This is a genomic window from Stenotrophomonas sp. STK16_22 (assembly GCF_051984505.1).
GTDB lineage: Bacteria > Pseudomonadota > Gammaproteobacteria > Xanthomonadales > Xanthomonadaceae > Stenotrophomonas > Stenotrophomonas maltophilia_A.
Window position 1 is genome coordinate 2641385 of the sequence record NZ_CP196972.1, and the last position, 19778, is coordinate 2661162.

Annotated in this window: 14 protein-coding genes; 6 read left to right on the top strand and 8 right to left on the bottom strand. The window is 67.3% G+C overall.

Going from position 1 to position 19778, the window contains the following annotated elements:
• Positions 1 to 21: 21 nt before the first annotated feature.
• Positions 22 to 2967 carry a TonB-dependent receptor gene (locus ACSYAO_RS12155; protein ID WP_149908548.1) on the top strand — a complete coding sequence of 982 codons (2946 nt, stop codon included), beginning with the start codon at positions 22 to 24 and terminating at the stop codon, positions 2965 to 2967.
• A 125-nt stretch (positions 2968 to 3092) separates the two neighbouring features.
• Here the strand turns inward: ACSYAO_RS12155 and ACSYAO_RS12160 are convergent, their stop codons facing one another.
• Positions 3093 to 3416, bottom strand: coding sequence for a DMT family transporter (locus tag ACSYAO_RS12160; RefSeq protein WP_014037506.1), 324 nt, complete (start codon positions 3414 to 3416; stop codon positions 3093 to 3095).
• A complete protein-coding gene (locus ACSYAO_RS12165) occupies positions 3416 to 3769 on the bottom strand; it encodes an SMR family transporter (protein ID WP_010485170.1) in 354 nt (117 codons plus the stop codon). Before ACSYAO_RS12165 ends, ACSYAO_RS12160 begins: the two co-directional genes overlap by 1 nt.
• A gap of 160 nt (positions 3770 to 3929) precedes the next feature.
• On the opposite strand from ACSYAO_RS12165, the gene ACSYAO_RS12170 reads away from it, so the two are divergent.
• On the top strand, positions 3930 to 4781 hold the full coding sequence (locus tag ACSYAO_RS12170; RefSeq protein ID WP_049461507.1) for a LysR family transcriptional regulator: 852 nt from the start codon (positions 3930 to 3932) through the stop codon (positions 4779 to 4781).
• Positions 4782 to 4876: 95 nt separating this feature from the next.
• Here the strand turns inward: ACSYAO_RS12170 and ACSYAO_RS12175 are convergent, their stop codons facing one another.
• The gene (locus ACSYAO_RS12175; RefSeq protein ID WP_049460968.1) at positions 4877 to 5797 is read right to left on the bottom strand and encodes a M14 family metallopeptidase; all 921 of its coding nucleotides are present in this window, start codon (positions 5795 to 5797) and stop codon (positions 4877 to 4879) included.
• 131 nt (positions 5798 to 5928) lie between these two features.
• Between ACSYAO_RS12175 and ACSYAO_RS12180 the strand changes: the two genes are divergently transcribed.
• The 3 genes from ACSYAO_RS12180 (at position 5929) to ACSYAO_RS12190 (ending at position 10663) form a co-directional block, all read left to right on the top strand.
• The gene (locus ACSYAO_RS12180; RefSeq protein ID WP_049460966.1) at positions 5929 to 8010 is read left to right on the top strand and encodes a TonB-dependent receptor family protein; all 2082 of its coding nucleotides are present in this window, start codon (positions 5929 to 5931) and stop codon (positions 8008 to 8010) included.
• 62 nt (positions 8011 to 8072) lie between these two features.
• Positions 8073 to 9845, top strand: coding sequence for a chloride channel protein (locus ACSYAO_RS12185; RefSeq protein ID WP_049460970.1), 1773 nt, complete (start codon positions 8073 to 8075; stop codon positions 9843 to 9845).
• Positions 9846 to 9946: 101 nt separating this feature from the next.
• Positions 9947 to 10663, top strand: coding sequence for an MgtC/SapB family protein (locus ACSYAO_RS12190; protein WP_149908549.1), 717 nt, complete (start codon positions 9947 to 9949; stop codon positions 10661 to 10663).
• A gap of 73 nt (positions 10664 to 10736) precedes the next feature.
• Here ACSYAO_RS12190 and ACSYAO_RS12195 read toward each other — a convergent pair whose 3' ends face one another.
• A complete protein-coding gene (locus ACSYAO_RS12195) occupies positions 10737 to 11144 on the bottom strand; it encodes a MerR family transcriptional regulator (RefSeq protein ID WP_032128067.1) in 408 nt (135 codons plus the stop codon).
• A 63-nt stretch (positions 11145 to 11207) separates the two neighbouring features.
• Between ACSYAO_RS12195 and ACSYAO_RS12200 the strand changes: the two genes are divergently transcribed.
• Entirely contained in the window at positions 11208 to 12035 is an 828-nt protein-coding gene (locus ACSYAO_RS12200; protein ID WP_049460964.1) for a class I SAM-dependent methyltransferase, read from the top strand.
• A 117-nt stretch (positions 12036 to 12152) separates the two neighbouring features.
• On the opposite strand, the gene ACSYAO_RS12205 is transcribed toward ACSYAO_RS12200, so the two are convergent.
• The 4 genes from ACSYAO_RS12205 to ACSYAO_RS12220 all read right to left on the bottom strand — a co-directional run bounded on the left by ACSYAO_RS12205 (position 12153) and on the right by ACSYAO_RS12220 (position 19706).
• Positions 12153 to 12443, bottom strand: a complete 291-nt coding sequence (locus tag ACSYAO_RS12205; RefSeq protein ID WP_019659952.1) for a DUF6959 family protein — start codon at positions 12441 to 12443, stop codon at positions 12153 to 12155.
• A gap of 121 nt (positions 12444 to 12564) precedes the next feature.
• Positions 12565 to 13401, bottom strand: a complete 837-nt coding sequence (locus ACSYAO_RS12210; RefSeq protein WP_012511335.1) for an OmpA family protein — start codon at positions 13399 to 13401, stop codon at positions 12565 to 12567.
• 61 nt (positions 13402 to 13462) lie between these two features.
• The gene (locus ACSYAO_RS12215) at positions 13463 to 18490 is read right to left on the bottom strand and encodes a YadA-like family protein (RefSeq protein WP_149908550.1); all 5028 of its coding nucleotides are present in this window, start codon (positions 18488 to 18490) and stop codon (positions 13463 to 13465) included.
• A gap of 235 nt (positions 18491 to 18725) precedes the next feature.
• Positions 18726 to 19706: an AraC family transcriptional regulator gene (locus tag ACSYAO_RS12220; protein WP_032128070.1), complete on the bottom strand. Its 981-nt coding sequence runs from the start codon at positions 19704 to 19706 to the stop codon at positions 18726 to 18728.
• Between the last annotated feature and the right edge of the window lie 72 nt (positions 19707 to 19778).

Genomic DNA, 19778 nt, shown 5'->3' on the forward strand with positions numbered 1-19778 from the left:
ATTGCGGATGTTGCCGCCCCCATGAAACTGCCCTGCCCCTCCCCTCGCCCCCTGGCCATCGCGCTGTGCCTGGTCATGGCCTCCCCGTGCCTGCTGCCGGCCTCGGTCCATGCACAGGAGACCGCCGCGGTCCGCTGGCAGATTGCGCCCGGCCCGCTCGACCAGGCCCTGACCGCGTTCGGCCAGCAATCGGGCCTGTCCATCGCCGCCGACGCACGCCTGACCCGCGGCCGCCACAGCAGCGGCGTGCAGGCCACGCTCGGTACTGACGCCGCATTGGCGCAGCTGCTGGCCGGCACCGGCCTGGCCTTCCAGCGTGATGCCAGCGGCGTGGTGCTGCAGGCGGCACCTACCGCTGAAGCCGGGGTACGCCAGATCGGCACCCTGCGCGTGGCTGGCCAGGCCGGCGAAGGCGCTTCACCGTGGGGGCTTGCCGATGCCGATGCGGTCTACCGTGACAGCGGCTCCCGCGTGCACCTGGACCATCAGCAACTGGAACGCTTCCGCGGCCAGTCGATCGGCGACGTGCTGGCCGGTGCGGTGGGCGTGCACACCGCTGACGTTCGCAACGGCGGTGCGCTGGACGTCAACATCCGCGGCCTGCAGGGCCAGAACCGGGTGCCGGTGATCATCGACGGCGGCCAGCAGGCCATCGACGTGTACCGCGGCTATGCCGGCGTGCAGCAGCGCAGTTATCTCGACCCGGACCTGATCAGCGCGATCAGCATCGAGAAGGGGCCGAGCCTGGCCGCCAACGCCGCCAGCGCGATCGGCGGCGTGGTCTACATGGAGACGCTGAAGGTCGATGACATCCTCGACGATGGCCAGACCTGGGGCCTGCGCGTGCGCGGCGGCGTGGCCGACAACAGCATCGACCGCACCCGCACCTTCAAGCAGATCGCGCGCGGCAGCGACAACCGCAACAGCCTGCGCGACCCGCGCGACTGGAATGGCAGCGTGGCCTTCGCCCAGCGTGGCGAAGACTGGCAGCTGGTCGCGGCCTATGCGCGGCGCCGCCAGGGCAACTTCTTCGCCGGCAGCAACGGCGCGCATCGCTACGACAACCAGCACCTGTCCAGCGGCGGTACCGGCATGTCCAGCCAGGCCGTATCCAAGCTCTTCCATCCGGGCGATGAGGTGCTCAACACGCATACCGACAACGAATCGGCATTGCTGAAATTCACCTGGACGCCCAACCCGGACCAGCGGTTGGAGCTGAGCCACCGCTACTTCAACTCCAGCTTCGGCGAGATCATGCCGTCGGCGATCGGACGCGTGGGTGAGTCCAATGAATGGGTGACCTACGTGGACAAGACCAACACCATGTTCCAGTTCGAGCCCGGGAAGATGCGGGTCAACGCCACCTCGCTGCGCCACCGCTACCGGCCCGAGGCACATCCGTGGCTGGACCTGAGCAGCACGCTGTGGTTCACCACCGCCACCAGCCGCATGTTCAACAGCAACATCGCCAACACGCCGCTGTTCAAGGACGTGCCCAACGACCAGATGCCGGACACGCTGGGCGAAACCTACGGCCCGGGACTGCAGTCGGACGTGAAGACCCAGCGCTGGGGCGTGGACAGCAGCAACACCACGCGCTTCAGCAATGATCTGGGCGACTGGACGCTGCGCTATGGCGCGTCCTTCCAGCACGAGGACACCGCGCCCAACTCACCGGTGCTGCCGGTGGATTTCAACAACAACCGCTACCTGCGCTCGGGCACGCGCCGCGAGGCCAGCGTCGTTGCCTCGCTGCAATGGCAGCCGTGGGACTGGCTGTCGCTGACCGCGGGCGGCCGCTTCACCGACTACCGCACCCGCGACCGCAACCGCGTGGCCTTCGTCAGTGAATCGCGCGGCCTGCGCTACACCTTCGCGCGCCTGAGCAAGGGCGGCCAGCTGCTGCCGGGCTGGTACAAGGAGTGGTACCCGGATGCACAGGGCAACTACACCTACGACTCGCTGCGCGCCACGCCCTATGGCGACAGCACGCTGGGCCAGGCCTACGATTTCGACGGCTTCATTCCCGATCCGCGCGGCGCCAACGGCTTCTATACCAAGCAGATTCCCACTGCCTGGGGCTACAAGCCGGCGATCCGGCGCTCCGGCCACGGCTTCGCGCCCTATGCCGAAGCACGCTTCAACCTCGACGAGGACATGTTCTTCTACGTGAAGTACGCGCAGGGCTGGAAGATGCCCAGCCTGTTCGAGTCGACGCTGGGCAACAGCACCTCGGCACCGGTGGCCGACCTGAAGCCGGAGAAGAACCGCTCGTGGGACATCGGCTTCAGCCTGCTCAAGCAGGACCTGTGGCGCAACGGTGACCGCCTGGCGTTCAAGGTGGCCTGGTTCAAGAACGATATCGACAACGCGATCACCCGTCGCTTCGATTCCAGCAACTGGGCGTTCTACGTCGACAACGTCGACAACTACACGGTGTCTGGCTATGAGCTGCAATCCGGTTATGACGCCGGCATCGCCTACCTGGACCTGTCGGCCAGCTACTACCAGCGCGCGCGTACCTGCGATGCGGCCACCGCCAAGCGCCTGCGCGAAGACCCCTATGCGAAGTGGAGCAAGCTGGACACCACTCCGGACTGCGTGGACGGCGGCTTCGGCACCTCGTTCGTCAACGCGCAGAACCCACCGAAGTACTCGATTCACAGCACGCTGGGCTTCCGCCTGTTCGACAAGCGGCTGGATACCGGCATCCGCCGCACCTACAACAGCGGCCCCACCCACGAACTGGACAAGCCCTGGAACACCACCGGCTCGACCGGCCTGCAGAACATCTACCTGCCGACCGCGATCTATGACTTCTATGCGCGCTGGCAGTTCACGCCGCGCAGCGAAGTGGAGCTGGTGGTCAGCAACCTGCGCAACACCTACTACATGGACACGCTGGCGATGAGCCTGATGCCGGGCCCGGGGCGCACCACGCGGCTGAACTTCACCGCACGCTTCTGAGTGCTGCAGAAGCAGCAACGCCCCGGGGAGATCATCCCCGGGGCGCTTGCTTGCGGCCGCTCACGCTCTGGAAGGTGCCAACCGTGGTTCTGGTAGGCGCCAACCTTGGTTGGCGCAACGATGCATCACTTCGCGGTACTCAGCAGCAGCACCGCAACAGTAACCAGACCGATGCCGACCCAACCGATCGGGCGCAGGCGGTTGCCGAACAACAGGCGGCCGCAGGTGGCGGTACCGATCACGCCGATCGCACCCCACATCGCATAGGCGGTGGCCAGATCCATGTAACGCACAGCCTGGCCCAGCAGGGCAAAGGCGATCCAGACCATGACGATCGCAGCGACGCCCCAGCGCCAGCGGCGGAAACCTTCCGACTTGGCCACCATCATGTTGGCGGCGACGTCGATCAAGGCCGAACAGATCACGAAAAACAGGGCCAGGGTATTCATCAGTGCGCCTCCCCGAGGGTGACGCAGACGATGCCGACCACCGCCAGCACCAGGCCGGCCAGCTGCTGCAGCGACAGGCTTTCACCAAAGACGGTGAGGCCGACCACGGTCAGCAGGGTCAGGCCGAGGCCCTCCCAGACCGCATAGGCCACGCCAACGGCGATACGGCGCACCGACTGCGCCAGGAAGAAGTAGGACAGCGCCAGCGCGCCGGCCATGATCAGGTAACCGGTCCAGCCACCATCGCGAGCGGCATGGGCCATGAACGAGGTGCCGACCACTTCGGCGACGATCGCCACGGTCAGGCAGGCCCAGGCGACCAGCGCGCCACGGGCGGGAACAGTACGGGACATGTGAAGCTCCTTGCAGGGCGGGGACCACGCCGCCTCATCAATGGATCCACGCCGAGCGTGGAGGGTCCGGAACGCCCCGCAGACGGGGGCGACGGAAGCAAGTATCATCGCCTTTTACGGTGGTATCAAAATGGATTCCATCGACAGGAGCGATGGATCAATGCCCTACTCCCCTGAATCCCTGCAGGCCTTCGTGGAAGCCGCGGCGCTGGGCTCGTTCTCGGCGGCGGCGCGACGCCTGCGCAAGACCCAATCGACGGTCAGCACCGCCATCGCCCACCTGGAAGCCGACCTGGGCGTGAGCCTGTTCGACCGCAGCGGGCGCTACCCGCAGCTGACCGAAGCCGGGCGCCAGGTACTTGGGCACGCGCAGGAAATTCTGGCTGCCGATGCCCGCCTGCAGCGGTTGAGCGTGCGCCTGGCCGCACCGGTCGAGCCGCGCTTGACCGTCGCGTTCTCCGACGTCTACCAACTGGACCCGGAACAACGGGTGCTGCAACGCTTCGCCGAGGCGTTCCCGGAGATCGAGCTGGAATGGCTGGATGCCGAGGGCGAGGACGTGCTGGAACTGGTGAGCAACGGACGCGCCGCGCTGGGTCTGCTGCCACGGCAGGAGCACTATCCGGACGGACTGGTGGCACGTCCGCTGGCGCACCACAGCGAACTGTCGGTGTATGTGGCGCGCGAGCATCCGCTGGCCAGCGCTGGCCGTCGCGCCGCCGCACAGCTGGCGCGGCATAGACAGGTGCGCCTGAGCGCGGAAGTCGATCAATCCCGCGTGGTCACCGGCCTGGCCTGGACCGCAACCGATTACCTGATGGTGATGGAGATGGCCGAGGACGGCCTCGGCTGGGCCGAGCTACCGCGCGCACTGGTACAGCGCTACGACCGCGGGCGGCTGGTGGAACTGCTGCTGCCCGGCTGGCCACGGCGCATCCACAGCGACCTGCTGTGGCGCCGCGACACGCCACCGGGCCCAGCCGCACTCTGGTGGGCCGACGCGCTAGGGTGAAAAGGGGACGGAGGGGATTAAGTCGTTTGTGGCACAAACGACTTAATCCCCTCCGTCCCCTTTTTCGATTGCCGGCCAGCGGCCGGCACTACCGATCAGCGATGGGCCAGCGCGTAATCCAGCGCCGAGCACACCGCCGCCACCTGTGCGTCGTTGCACTGCTGTGGGGTCGCACGCGGGCTGTCCGGGTAGACCTCGGTGGTGGTGGTGTACTTCGCCCCGCTAATGCCGGCGCACAGGCCCAGCTTCACCAGCGGGTACTCGATCACGCCATGCGCCACCACCGGCGAACCGATGATCTCGCCCTTCTCGTCGGCCGGCGCGATGTGGGTGACCTTCTCCACCGCGGCGATCACCGCCTGCTGGAACGCCGCCTGCGGGGCCTCGCTGTCGTCCACCAGGTAGAAACCATCTGGAATCAGGCCCGGCTCGAACGGCTTGCCGTCACGCGCGGCCAGCGCCGGGCGGAACTCGCTCTCGTCGCTGTCGGTGGTTTCGTGCAGGTCGATGTGCAGCACGAACTGGCCCTTGATCGGTGCGATCAGTTCGATCAGCGCGGTCGACTCGCGGGCCGGGCCGTCGGCGCGGAAGTTGCGGTTCGGGTCGATCGCATCGAAATTCCAGCGGTTGATGCGCTCGAAGCCCCAAGGATTCACGCACGGTGCCACCAACAGGTTGGCCTTGCCGGCGTAATCGGCGGCGTGCTTTTCGAGAAACTCCAGCGCGCCCATCACGCCGCTGGTCTCGTAGCCATGCACGCCACCGGTGACCAGCGCGGCCGGCAGCGCCGGGTTCCAGTCGCGGCTGCGCAGGGCGTACAGGGTGTAGGTCTCGCCAGCGTAATCGAGCTGGCCATAGGCCACCTTGTCGAAGCGCGATGCCAGGGCTTCGATGCGCGGCAGCACCTCCTCGTCGTAGCGACGCAGGCGCTGCTGGCGGCCACGCCACGCCTCCCGTTCCGCCGCTCCCCACGGCTGGCCAGGGGTTCCGACGGGGTAGAAAGCGGCTTGGGACATGGCAGATCTCAGCGAGTCAGGAAGCAATCACCCACTTTACCACCGGCCCATCAGCATGAACCGGAGACGCATTCCATTGGCGAATGGAATCAGCAATAATTCTCATTTACGCCCTTCCACGACCTGCATCGATGCCCATCCACGCCCCGCAAACGGCCCGCCTGCCACTGGCCGCCGCCCTCGCCCTGTGTCTGCTCCCGGCTGTCAGCGCCTTCGCCCAGGACGGCGCCACCACGCTGGACAGCATCCAGGTCTCCGGCAGCTGGCTGGGCACCGGCCTGCACGACAGCGTGAAGAGCTTCGCTGGCGCGCGCACCGTGGTGGACCGTCAGCGCATCGAAGCCAGCGGCGCGGCCAGCATCGGCGATGCCATGCGCCGCATCCCCGGCGTGCAGGTCACCGACAACTCCGGCACCGCCGGCAGTTCGGTCTCGCTGAACATCGGCGTGCGCGGCCTGACCGGGCGCTACTCGCCGCGCTCGACCGTACTGCTGGACGGCGTACCGCTGGCGGTGGCGCCGTATGGCCAGCCGCAGCTGTCGTTCGCACCGACCAGCCTGTCCAACATCGAATCGATCGATGTGGTGCGTGGCGGCGGCGCGGTGCGTTACGGGCCGCAGAACGTGGGCGGCATCATCAACTTCAGTACCCGCGCCATTCCCACCGGTGCCGGCCTGCACGGTGAGGCCGGCGTGCGCTACACCGCCTACGACCATGGCGGCGGAGACAGCACCCAGTACAACGCTTTCCTCGGCGGCACCGGCGACAACGGCCTGGGCGCGGCCCTGCTGTACTCCGGCCAGGACGGCCGCGGCTGGCGCCAGGGCAGCGATGACCGCTTCAACGACCTGGCGCTGAAGTTTGCCTATGCCATCGACGAACAGCAGGAACTGCGTGCCAAGTTGTCCTACTACGATGTGCGCTCGCTGACCCCGGGCGGCCTGACCCGCGCCCAGTACGAGGCCGACCCGTTCCTGAACACCCGCCCCACCGACTTCTGGAAGGGCCACCGCACCGGCATCGACCTGGGCTACACCAACACCCTGTCGGCCAACAGCGAGTTCGAGCTGCTGGCCTATTACAACGAAAGCAGCCGTGCCAGCTCGCTGATCAACGCCGCCAATACCCAGCTGACCGTGCAGCCGCGCGACTACCGCGTGCTCGGCATCGAGCCGCGCTACACCCAGCGCCTGCACTGGGGCGCCAGCGTGCACGACATCACCGCCGGCTACCGCTTCCTGCGCGAGCGTGGCAACGACCGCAGCTACACCGTCACCCGCCGCACCGGCGCGGCCAGTGCAACCACCCGCTTCGACAACGCCACCGATGCCCACTCCTTCTACATCGACGACCGCATCGCGATCGGCCAGTGGCGCATCACCCCGGGCGTGCGCATGGAGTGGATCGACATGGACCGCCGCCAGGCGGGTGGCGCGGCGACCTTCAGCAGCCGCAACGACAAGGCGCTGCCCTCGATCAACGTCGCCTACCTGCTGACTCCGCAGCTGACCGTGTTCGGCAACTACACCACCTCGTTCGGGCCGGTGCAGAACATCCAGCTGAACTCACAGACCGCCAGCAACCCGCTGAATCCGGAAATCGCCAAGACCACCGAACTCGGTGCGCGCTGGCAGGACGGTGCACTGCGCGCGGAAGTGACCGTGTTCAAGATGCGCTTCGACAACCAGATCCTGCAGGTGCCGGGCATCACCCCGCCAACCTTCCAGAACATCGGCGCCACCGACCACAAGGGCGTGGAAAGCGCGCTGGAGTACCGCTTCGCCGAAGACAGCGCACTGGCCGGTCTGGAGCTGTACGCCAACTACACCTGGACCAAGGCGATCCAGCAGTCCGGCGACAACCGTGGCCTGGACGTGCCGTTCTACTCGCGCGACACCGACAGCGTCGGCGCACGCTATGCACTGGCCGGCTGGACCTTCAATGTCTCCAGCACCCACCAGAGCGGCCAGTTCTCCGATGCGGCCAACACCTGGGCCGAGAGCGCCGATGCGCGCGTGGGCCGCGTGCCCGGCGTGCGCCTGTGGAATGCCCAGGTGGCCTGGCAGGTGCCGGGACTGGGTGACAGCGAGATCGCGCTGGGCGTCAACAACCTGGCCGACAAGCGCTGGTACACCCGCAACGTCGATGGCAACGCCGGCCGCATGGTGGCTGCGCCGCGCACCTTCTACGTGCAGGGCCGCTACCGCTTCTAAGCCGGTAACCACCCGATGCAGTGACGGCGGCGATCACGGTGGCGGCGTATCATGCCGCCACCATGTCACTGCCTGTTTCGCCATCGCGCCTGCATGCTGCCTTCCAGGGCCTGCGCCTGCGCCTGCGTGGCAGTGACTTGTGGTTCATTGCGCTTGCCCTGCTGGTCGGCCTGATCGCCGGCTACCTGACCCTGCTGCAATCCGGCATCGCACGCTGGCTGCAGGGCACCCTGTACGGGCTGGACGAAGGCATGCGCCTGAGCTCCCTGCCCTCGCTGACCTGGACTGCGCTGCTGGTACTGCCGCTCGGTGGCCTGCTGGTCGGGCTGGTCAGCCTGGCCGCGACCCGGCTCAAGCGGCCCCTGCTGGATGCGGTGGAAGCCAACGCCCTGCATGGCGGCCGCATGTCGATGCGCGACAACCTGATCGTGCTGACCCAGACCCTGGTTTCCAATGGCTGCGGCGCTTCGGTCGGCCTGGAGGCCTCCTATACCCAGATGGGCGCCGGCAGCGGCTCGCAGCTGGGCCGGGTGATGCGCCTGCGTCGCAACGATGTGCGCATCCTGGTCGGCGCCGGTGCCGCCGGTGCCATCGCCGCCGCCTTCGGTGCACCCTTGGCCGGTGCGTTCTACGCCTTCGAGATCGTCATCGGCGCCTATACCCCGGCCGCACTCGCCCCGGTCGCGGTCGCCGCGCTGGCCGGCGCGTTCGTGGCCGACCAGGCCGGCATCGAGGCCTACCTGCTGCCGGCGGCCTCGACGATTGATGTCCGCGCCGCCGACTACGCCATCTACGGTCTGCTCGGCTGCTGCTGCGCGATGGTCGGCATCGCGGTGATGCGGCTGATTGCCTCGATCGAAGGCACGGTCAAGCGCAGTCCGTTGCCGCTGTGGGGACGGCCGGTGGTGGGCGGCCTGCTGCTGATTCCGCTGGCCCTGGCCAGCCCACAGGTGCTGTCGTCCGGCCATGGCGCGCTGCACCTGGACCTGACCACGCATCTGCCACTGATCTGGATCGGCGGCCTGCTGACCCTGAAGTGCCTGGCCTCCGGCATCTCGCTGGGCTTCGGCTTCCGTGGCGGCCTGTTCTTCGCCTCGCTGTTCATGGGCACCCTGGTCGGCGCGTTGTTCGCCGGCCTGCTGGCGATGGCCACCGGCGTGCCGGTGATTGATGCAACTTCGGCCGCACTGGCCGGCATGGCCGCACTGGCCGCCGCCGTGGTCGGCGCACCGATGACCATGGCCATGCTGGTGCTGGAAGGCACGCACGACTTCCTGCTGACCAGCGTGGTGATGAGCGCGGTGCTGGTCTCCAGCACGCTCGTGCGGCAGTGGTTCGGCTACTCGTTCTCGACCTGGCGCATGCACCTGCGCGGCGAGACCATCAAGAGCGCCCGCGACGTCGGCTGGGTGCAGAACCTCAACGCCGGCCGGTTGATGCGCAAGGGCGTGGCCACCGCCCCGGCCGACCTCGATGCCGCCGCCTTCCGCCAGCGCTTCCCGCTGGGCTCGGGCAGCCGCGTGATCCTGATCGACAGCGAAGGCCATTACGCCGGGATCGTGCAGATTCCGCGCGTGTACGGCGACGGCGTGAAGCCCGAAACCATGATCGGCGAACTGGCGGAAAACCGCGACGTGTCACTGTTGCCGAGCGCGGACGTGGTCACCGTGATGCAGCGCTTCGACCACACCCAGGCCGACGAACTGGCCGTGGTCGCTGCCGACGGCCAGGTGCTGGGCGTGGTCTCCGAAGCCTTCGTACGCAAGCGCTACGCCGAGGAACTGGACAAGCGCCAGCGCGAACTGATGGGCGAGCGCGTCGAGGACACCGACTGACCCCGCAAAAAGGGGACGGAGGGGATTAAGTCGTTTCTGGCCGCCTCGAAATCCACGCATGGCGTGGATCTACTGTCACCTCGACCGGGTAGACTCCGGCCATGCGCTTCATTGAAACCTTCCAGGCCGGCCCCTTCGCCGACACCGTGGTCAGCCTGCTGGCCGCTTTCGTGCTGGGCACGCTGATCGGCGCCGAGCGCCAGTACCGGCAACGCACCGCCGGCCTGCGCACCAACGTGCTGGTGGCGGTCGGCGCCGCTGCCTTCGTCGACCTGGGCATGCGCATCGCCGGCAGCGCCGAGGCGGTGCGGGTGATCTCCTACGTGGTCTCCGGCGTCGGCTTCCTCGGCGCCGGCGTGATCATGAAGGAAGGCATGAACGTGCGCGGGCTGAACACCGCCGCCACGTTGTGGTGCTCGGCGGCGGTCGGTAGCTGCACCGGCGCGGACATGTTGGCCGAAGGCGTGCTGCTGACGGTCTTGATCATCGCCGGCAACACCCTGCTGCGGCCGCTGGTGAATGCGATCAACCGCATCCCGATCAACGAGACGGCCACCGAGGCCACCTACGAGGTGCGCCTGAGTGTGGATGCCGAAGCGGTGCCACGTGTACGCGAACGCCTGGTCGATGCGCTGGAAGCGGCGCAGTATCCGGTCGGTGATGTGCAGGTGGTCGAGCATGCCGACGCGCCCACCGATGTGATCGCGGTGCTGGTCAGTACCGCCGTCAGTGCCGATGAGCTGGACGTTGTGCTGGAGCGGATGGAGCACGTGCCGGGCGTGCTGCATGCCACCTGGGAAGTCAGTACCCGCGATTGATTCATCCACGCATGGCGTGGATCTACCGAGGTTGTGGTGCAGTAGATCCACGCCATGCGTGTATGCGCTTCTCTCACCCACCCGCCAGGCGCTGCTGGGCCCTCAACAACTTGCGGAACGAACCGCACTGGCGCGCGTCCTGTGCTTCCGGGCAGGCCGCCGCGCGCTGTAGATGACGGCGCACCCGCTGCAGCTGGGAGATCTGCTGCTGCAGCACATCGGCCTGTGCCAGCAGGGCTTCGCGATCCAGCGTAATGCATCCGTGCTGAGGCGGCAGCGACAACCCGATCTGCTGCAGCGACAACCCGGCCGACTGGCCAAGGCCGATCAACGCCAGGCGCTCCAGCACCTGATCGTCGTACTGCCGGCGCAGGCCGCGACGGCCCAGCGACTGCAGCAACCCGAGCTGCTCGTAGTAACGCAGGGTCGAGGCCGGCACGCCACTGCGCTTCACCACCTCGCCGATATCCAGTTCACGCATGGGCTTGACCTCAAGTCGCCTTCAAGCATCAACCTATGGGCAACTTCCCGGCAGGACAAGGCCATGGCCAGTACATCCACCGTTGATCAGAATGCGCTCTGGAATGGCCCAGGCGGCCAGATCTGGGTCGCCCAGCAGGCCATCCTCGACGGCCTGTTCCAGCCCATGGCCGACCTGCTGGTGGCCGAGCTCCCGCAAACCGTCACGCAACTGCTCGATATCGGCTGTGGCACCGGCGCGAGCCTGCTGGCATCAGCCGCCGCTCGCCCGGCGACACACAGCACCGGCCTGGACATCTCCGAGCCGATGCTGGCACTGGCCCGTCAGCGCGCCGAGGCGGCAGGACTGAACGCGGACTTCATCGTGGCCGATGCGCAGCAGCATCCGCTGCCCTCCGCGCACTTCGACTGGATCCAGTCGCGGCTGGGTGTGATGTTCTTCGAGGATACCGGCGCGGCCTTCGCCAACCTGCATCGTGCTGCAACGCCAGGCGCCGGCCTGCGTTTCATCGCCTGGCGCAGTGCCGACGAGAACCCGTTCATGACCACGGCCGAACGCGCCATTGGTGATGAACTCGAGCTACCACCCCGTGCGCCTGGCGCACCGGGCCAGTTCGCCTTTGCCGATGGCAAGCGCGTGCAGCGCCTGTTGCAGGCCGCCGGCTGGAAGGACGTCGAAGTGGTTGCGGTCGACCTGCCCTGTTCGATCGCCCGCGACGAGCTGCCAACCTATGTCGGCCAACTTGGCCCGCTGGGACTGGCGCTGCGCAATCTGCCCGAAGACCGCGCCACCTCGCTCCGGAACAAGGCTGTGGCGGCATTCACCCCGTTCATCGAGGGCAACCGGGTACGCGTGGATGCGGCGTGCTGGCTGGTCCGCGCCCGCGCCTGATACAAAAAAGGGGACGGAGGGGATTAAGTCGTTTCCGGCACTGCCGGGGCAAGAACGACTTAATCCCCTCCGTCCCCTTTTTCAGAACGACTTAATCCCCTCCGTCCCCTTTTTCTTCTACAGCGCCTCGCCAGCGTCGGCCAGGCGCGACTCGATCAGCGCATACCACTGCTGGAGCACGTCGATCAGCATGTCCAGCTCGGCGTCGGTGCGCTGCGCGCGCCCACTGCGCAGGCAGGCCTGGGCTTCCTGCAGCTGGGCCAGGAAGCCGGCCACGGTGTCTGCCTGCAGGATCAATCCCGGCAGTCGCCGCCCGGGAATGCGCACCACCGCATGATTGCCGAGCTGGCCGTACACACTCAGTGTGGTTTCCGTCTTCATGGAAAGAGGCAGGAATTGGGCGTTCATCGCGTGCACCATGGAAAACCTGAGCCGCCGGCAGGCGTGGACAACGGGGGAGACGTGGCCACGTCCTGCCGGCGGTCAGGGGGGACTCGGGATGCCGGGGACTTGCCCCGGCGCAGGATTCTCAGCGTGGCTGCGCCACACCCGCGATCTGCACGCGCCGGTTCGGCGCCAGGCAGGCGATCAGCTCGCGACGGTTGCGCTGCTCGCACTGCACGATCGGCTCGGCCGCGCCGCGTCCTTCGGCACTGATGCTGGCTGCAGGCACGCCGCCCTGCACAAGCGCGCTGCGCACGGCCTCGGCACGTCGCTGCGACAGTGCCTGGTTGTAGCTGGCACTGCCGATACGGTCGGTATACCCGGTCACCCGGATTGACTGCACCTGACTGGCCTCGCGCACCTGCGCCAGTACGCCCTGCACGGCCTGCTGGCCTTCGGCACTGAGCACCGCGCTGTCGAAACCGAACAGCGCATCGGCGGACAGGCGCAACGGCTGCTCCGGCAACGGCGCCGGTGCAGGCGGGGCCGGCGGCCGCGGCGGGTCCAGCACCGCCGCACATGATTCAGGCTTCCAGTAGCCGCCCTGGGCAATGCCCTTGCTGTCGAAGCGGACCTGGAACTGGCAGGTGAAGTATTCGGCCCCCTGTGCGGTGCGGAAGTTGAACAGGTAGTTCCACTCGCGCACGCCCCACATGCCTTCATTGAAATGCGGCGTGCCCAGCAGCGTGTACAGCTGGCGCTTGCTCATGCCCGGCGCGAAACGGCGCAGGTCGGCGACGTCGGGATAGATGCCTTCCTTCAACGAGGCCTTCGAGGCCTCCGGGAACTGCACGGCGGTGGTTTCGGCAGGACCCTCGGCGGCCGGCGCATGGCTGCGGCAGGCGGCCAGCAGGCCCATTCCCAGGACCAGGCCCAGCACTGCGGCCATCTGGCCGGTGCGGGCGATGCGATGCTGTTTCATGTCATTCCCCCTTTGGACGTTTCCGCGATGCCGGGCCGCGCGTGCGGCCCGGCGGCGGGGATCACCACTGGATGCCTGCACCGACGGCCACACCGGCCTCGCCACGGCTGTTGGTGGAGCCGCTGAACTTGTAGATCCAGCGCCCTCCTTCGGAGACACCGGAGATACCAACCGCCACGCCCGACTCGCCGTTGTAGCTGCCGGCGGCGACCGAGGCCATGCTGCGGCCCGCTTCGCTGGGCTGCGGCAGTGCTGCGGTGGCCATAGCCGAGGCGATACCGGCCGAGGCGCGGTTGTCGGTCTTGCGCAGGTCGCGCTCGAAGCCACCCATGCGCTCGTCGGTGTAGGCCTTCGACCAGTCCAGGGTCTGCGCCATGCCCGACTTCAGCTGGTCGACGTTGACTGCGTCGGTACCGGCGGTGCCGGCGGCGACGTTACGCACCGTGGTCGGGCCGCTGTTGGTGCTGCCCAGCGTGACACTGTTGTAGTTGGTCGCGCCGTTCACCGTGGTGTCGTAACGGATCGTGCCCTGCTGCGAGGCCTGCAGCTGGCGTACGTTGACCGCGTCGGTCGCCTGCGAACCGTCGGCCACGTTGACCACCTGGCGTTCGGCACCGGCGGCACCCACTGAGACCGTGTTGGCCCGGTTCGCCACCGAACCCGCACCCAGCGCCACCGAGTTGTCGGCCTGCGCCTGCGAGCCATTGCCCAGCGCGGTCGAGTTGGCACCGGCGGCGGTGGAGCCAGCGCCACCTGCGGCCGAATTGGCACCGCTGGCGGACGGATCGGCCAGGTTGTTGGTGTTGTTGGCGCGGAAGCTGCCGGCCACGTTGGTGATGTTCTGGATCTTCTGGTCGGTGTACTTCTTCGATTCGTCGATGGCGTAGTTCACGCCGTTCTTCAGCTGGCCGACGTTGGTTGCGTCGTACGTATCGGAACCGTCGGCGACATGGGTGATCTTGCGCTCGCTGCCGGTGCTGCCGACCGAAACCTCACCGGCCGAGTTGCTGGCGCCGGTCTGGCCATAGGCGCCGGTGTAGCCGCTCTGCGCACCGACGCTGGCCACCGACCCGGCACCCAGGGCGACGCTGTTGCCGGCACTGGCGCTGGCGCCGTTGCCGACCGCCACGCTGTTGGCACCGGCCGCACTGGCCTGCGGGCCGACCGCCACCGCTTCCGCACCGGCAGCCGTTGCAGGCGCTGCGGTCGAGTTCACTGCCAGGTAGGCACTGCCACCGCTGTTGTTGGTGATGCGTTGGTTGAGGACCTTCAGCGAGCCGTCCACCGCAGTGAAGGCGGCGGTGACATTGTTGTAGTCGCCGCTGGTGAAGGTGCCGTCGGTGGCGATGCTGGAGATGCTGAACTTCGGCGCGGTCCACACGTTGGTGGTGCCGTTGTACGCGGTGGTGCCACCGAAGTAGTTGGCGATGGTGCTGTTCGTGCTGAACAGCTGGTCGCCGGTGATGGCATCACTGCTGCCGGCCAGGATGCTGCCGGCGGCGACGTTGGTGATCTTCACCGCGCCGGTGCCGGTACCCGTCAGCGTCACGCTGTTGAGCACGTTGCCACTGCCATCGACGTCGTACTTCACGGCCAGCTTGTCGATCTCATCGGTCTGGTCGGCAACGTTGGCCAGCGAGTTGCTGACCGCGTCGAAGGCGGTGCCGACATCGTTGTAGCTGCCCTTGGTCACGGTGCCGTTGGCGGCGACGTTGTTGATCGAGTAGGTCGGTGCGGTCAGCACGCCGCTGGCGTTGACCGCCGCGCCACCACCGAGGTGGGTGGCCACGGCCTGGTTGGCCGCAAACAGCTGGGCACCGTTGATGGCCTCGCTGCTGGTGGCACTGACCTGACCCGGGCCGAGATTACGCAGCGTGGTGGCCGTGCCGGTCTGGCCGAGCGTGGCACTGGCGTAGTTGACGCTGCCATCGCCATTGAGGTCATAGCGCAGTGCCCCCTGTTCCGACGCCTGCAGCTGGCCGACATTGACCGCATCGGTGGCGGCGGTACCCGCAGCCAGGTTGGTGACCTGACGCTCGGCACCGGCGGCACCGATGGACACGCTGTTGGCACGGTCAGCCAGGCTGCCGGCACCCACCGCGATGCTGTTGGCGGCGGTGGCGCGGGCGTTGGTACCGACCGCGATCGAGTCGGCGCCGCTGGCCAGTGCCTCGGTACCGGTCGAGTTCACCCGCAGATACTTGGTGCCACCGTTGCGGATGTCGGTGATCTGCGTGTTGAGATTGACCAGCGAACCATCGACCGCGGCGAAGGCATCGGTGGCGTTCTCATACAGACCCTTGGCGATCGCACCGCCGGTGGAGATGGTGCTGATCTCGAACAGTGGTGCGGTGAATGCACCGCTGGCCGGATCGAAGGCTGCGCGACCGCCGAAGAAGCTGGCGATGGCCGCATTGGTCGCCGCCAACTGGCCGCCATTGACCGCTTCCAGGCTGCCGGCGGTGACCGCACCGCCGGCCAGGTTGCCGATGGTGGTAGTGCCGGTGCCCGCACCGAGCGTGACGCGGCGATAGTTCGGATTGCCGGCACCGTCCAGATCGTAGGTCACCGCAGCAGCCGCCACATCATCGATCAGGCTGATGGCACCCTTCAGCTGGGCCACGTTGACCGCATCGGTATTGACACTACCGGCGGCCACGTTGGTGATCTGGCGCTCGCCGCCACCGGCGGTACCCACCGACACTTCACCGGCCGAGACCTGCGGCGCAGTGAGGCCATAGGCGCTGTAGCTGGCCTGGGCACCGCGCAGCGCGGCCGAACGGTAGCCCAGTGCGACCGAATTGGCCTGGTTAGAGGTCGCCTCGGCACCGAGCAGGGTCTGCCCGTTGGCCGTACCCACCGCGCTGTCGCCGACGATCACCGAATGGCCCATGCGTGCGGCGTAGTCCGCGGTCGGCACGCCGGTCGGGTTGCTCGGGTCATTGGTGCCTGCACCCGGGAAGGCCACGTTGGCATCGACCTTCGGCAGTTCGTGGCGGGCATTGGCGCCGATCACCACTTCCTTAGAACCGTTGGCAAAGGCGCCGTCACCCATCAGCACCTGGTAGTCCTGCGCCGCATTGACTGCCCAGCAGGAGATGTCGGCGAGGACAATATCCAGGCACTTGGCCGCCCATGCCGGCGAATCCTTCGGCAGCAGCAGCCCGAGCAGGCCGCCCGGATTGCCGTTGTTGATGTTGTAGATGTAGCTGTCGGAGGTGACACCGCCGATCAGGGTCAGGTGCGAGCTGCCGCCGGTGACGGCGCCGCCCAGGCCATTGAGGGTGCTGCCGACCGGCGACAGGTTGACCACCGGCAGGCCCAGCACATTGACCGTCGAGTAGGTCTGCATCACGTTGGCGTTGCTGAGCTTGAGGTTGCCGTTGCTCAGGTAGCCGTTGCCGCCGAACAGGCTGGTGGTGGTCGGGCCGATCAGCTGCCCGACATTGCCGACCAGGCCACCGGTGCCGATGATCAGGCCCGCGTTCGGATCGGCCGGAGCCGGCGCCTTCGGGCTGGTCGGCGGAATCGCCGAGGGCTTGGTCAGGCCGAGGCCGCTCAGCGTGCCACCGACCAGGCCACCCACGGCACTGCCGAGATTGCCGATGGTGCCGTTGAGGTTGCCATTGAGCAGGTTGCCGACGGCGCCGCCGACATTGCCAAGCGTATCGCCCAGCAGGCCCCCCAGGCCGCCGGTACTGCCACCTGTAGCGCCATTGAGTACACCGCCGACGGTGCTGCCCACCGCACCCACTGTATTGTTGAGCGTGCCGCCCACGGTGCCGCCGACTGCACCCACCGTGCCAACTGCACCGTTGAGTGCCCCGCCGACGGCGCTGCCGACCGAGCCGACCGTGCCGTTGAGTGCACCACCCACAGTGCCGCCGACTGCACCCACCGTGCCAACCGCTCCGTTGAGTGCGCCGCCGACGGTGCTGCCGACCGAACCGACCGTGCCGTTGAGTGCACCACCCACAGTGCCGCCGACTGCACCAACCGTGCCAACGGCGCCATTGAGCGTGCTGTCCACTGCTCCGCCCACCGCACCAACCGTGTTGCCTACGGTGCCATCAAGCACGCCACCCACGGCGCCACCTGCCGCGCCGACAACGCCGCCCACCAGGCCACCCACGCCCAGTGCGCTGTTCTGCGCTGCCACAGTCCCTTGGCCGGCCAGCTTCAGATTGCGGTCGGCCACGACTTCCTGGCCATCGGGCGCCTGCACGCGCACTTTGCCGGCAACACCGGTATCGAAAGCTGCGGTGATCGCACGATCATGGGTCTCGCCCGGCAGCTCCTCCTTTGCCGGCAACGTGACCGCCGCCGTCGCCTTGACCTGCCCCTGACCATCGATCTGGTGGCCCGCCAGCTTCAGCTGCGAATCCACCTTGCCGTCAACGGACGCCTTGAGGCCGGACAGCGAGCCAGCGGATGCGCCAGCAACAGCGGCGGCCGCCTTGGCACCGGTATCGATCGAGGCCACCTGGGCACCGGCGATGCCAACCCTGGCCTTCGCCTGCGCATCCGCAGCCACACCGAGCGGCGCATGCGCGGACGGCGCAACGTTGGCCGCCAGCGAGGCATCCATCTTCGCCACATTGGACGCTGCGTGCCCCAGCCCGACATTGGCGCGAACATCGGCGGCCAGTGCAGGAACCGCGACCTGCTTCGGCGCGGCGTTCGCCGCCAGCTTCACCTGTACGGTAGCCGGCAGCACGTCGCGCACGATCGGCAGCGAGGTCGTACTCAGCTGCAGGCCCACACGCGCGTCTGCGCTGATCGCCGGACTGCTCTGCGCCTGGCGCGATGCCGCGGCCAGCGCGACTTCTGCGTCGACCTTGACCGGCATCGGCTGCGCGTACTTCGCGGCCAGTGCCTGCAGATCACGCAGCGACTGATTGGATTCGGATGCTCCTGCATGCCCGCTGGCCAGCGCACACAGCAGGGCCAGGGCCAGTGCGGTCGGCATCAGCAGGACACTGCGCGGATCGCGGGCAGCGCTGCCGCCGCTATCGCCGGTGGCCAGTTCCGAGGCCACAACCAGAGCATTGAGCTGGCGGTTCCATACACGCCGGTAGATGCGGTTCATGAGCATTTCCCCCGTAGGCGAACAACTGGAATGTCAGTGGACTTGCCGTTAGGCAGGTGACTGACATTTCAGCGTTTGCAACGGCGGCTGCGCACTTCATTCCGGCACGGCAATCGCGCATTCCGGCAAATCCACGGTCGGAATCGGCAGCCGGTTATGCAGAAGCGGCAACCATATCGGCAAGCGGATATGCAATTCCGGCAGGAACCGCCGGGAAACCCTTATGGGGCCTGGATCAGGCGGGCTGGCCGATCTGCGCGGGTGCGCGCATCAGCGTGTCACGCGGCAGTTCACCGAAGACCTTGCGGTAGTTGTCGGCGAAACGCGACAGGTCCCACAGGCCACAACTGAGGGCGATGGCCTTGACCGAACGGCGGCTGGAATCGGCCATCGACAGGCTGCGGCAGGCTGCGCACAGGCGCAGCATCGACAGGTAACGATTGGGCGACGTACCGAACAGGTCCTCGAACGCGTAGCGCAGCCCACGCTCACTGACACCGGCAGCGTCGCAGATCTCATTCATGTAGATATTGCGGCGCAGGTTGAGGCGCATGAAGTTTTCCGCCCGCTGTGCGATCAGATAATGCGTGCGCCGCGCACGGCTGCAACCCGGGCGTTCGGCGGAACCCGCACCCAGCAGTGCCTGCACGTGTTCGTGCAGCAGCCGCTCGGTTTCTTCCGGCTGCAGGCCCGTGCCCTGGCCCAGCTGCAGGTGCAGCTGCTGGTAATGCTGTGCCAGCGGGGCGGCCTCGCTGGCGAGATTGAACAGTGAAAGCGCCTGTCCGGCCGGCGGCGTGCTGCGCAGGCTCAGTTCGGTCAGCTTGCGTTGCACCCGTGCCACCGGCACCAGCATCAGGGTCATGTGCGTGCCCGGGCTCAGGGTGAACTCGCTGATGCCCTCGGGCATCACGGTCAGCGCCATCCCAGGGGCAAGCGGTACGCCATGGCACCAGCTCAGGGTTTCATCGGTCGCATGCAGATACCCCAGCATCGCCCAGTCCGGCGGCAGCATGAAACGTCCACGGCAATGGAATCCACAGCTGATGCTGCAGAACAACGCCTCCTCGTGCACGCGTGACGCGAAGGCCGCCCGCGGCCCATTGCCATCGAGCAGAAGCAGTTCGACATCACATACACGAAGCACGCCGCTCAGCGTCGCCAGGTCGATCGACCGCAGGCCGCTGTCGTCGCTGTCTCCTACCCCACCATCGACCATGACAGTGTCGTCCCCCCGATTATCCGCCGTGCGGTACGGCCCCCACTGCCTGACAGGGCGCGCACCTCTCAT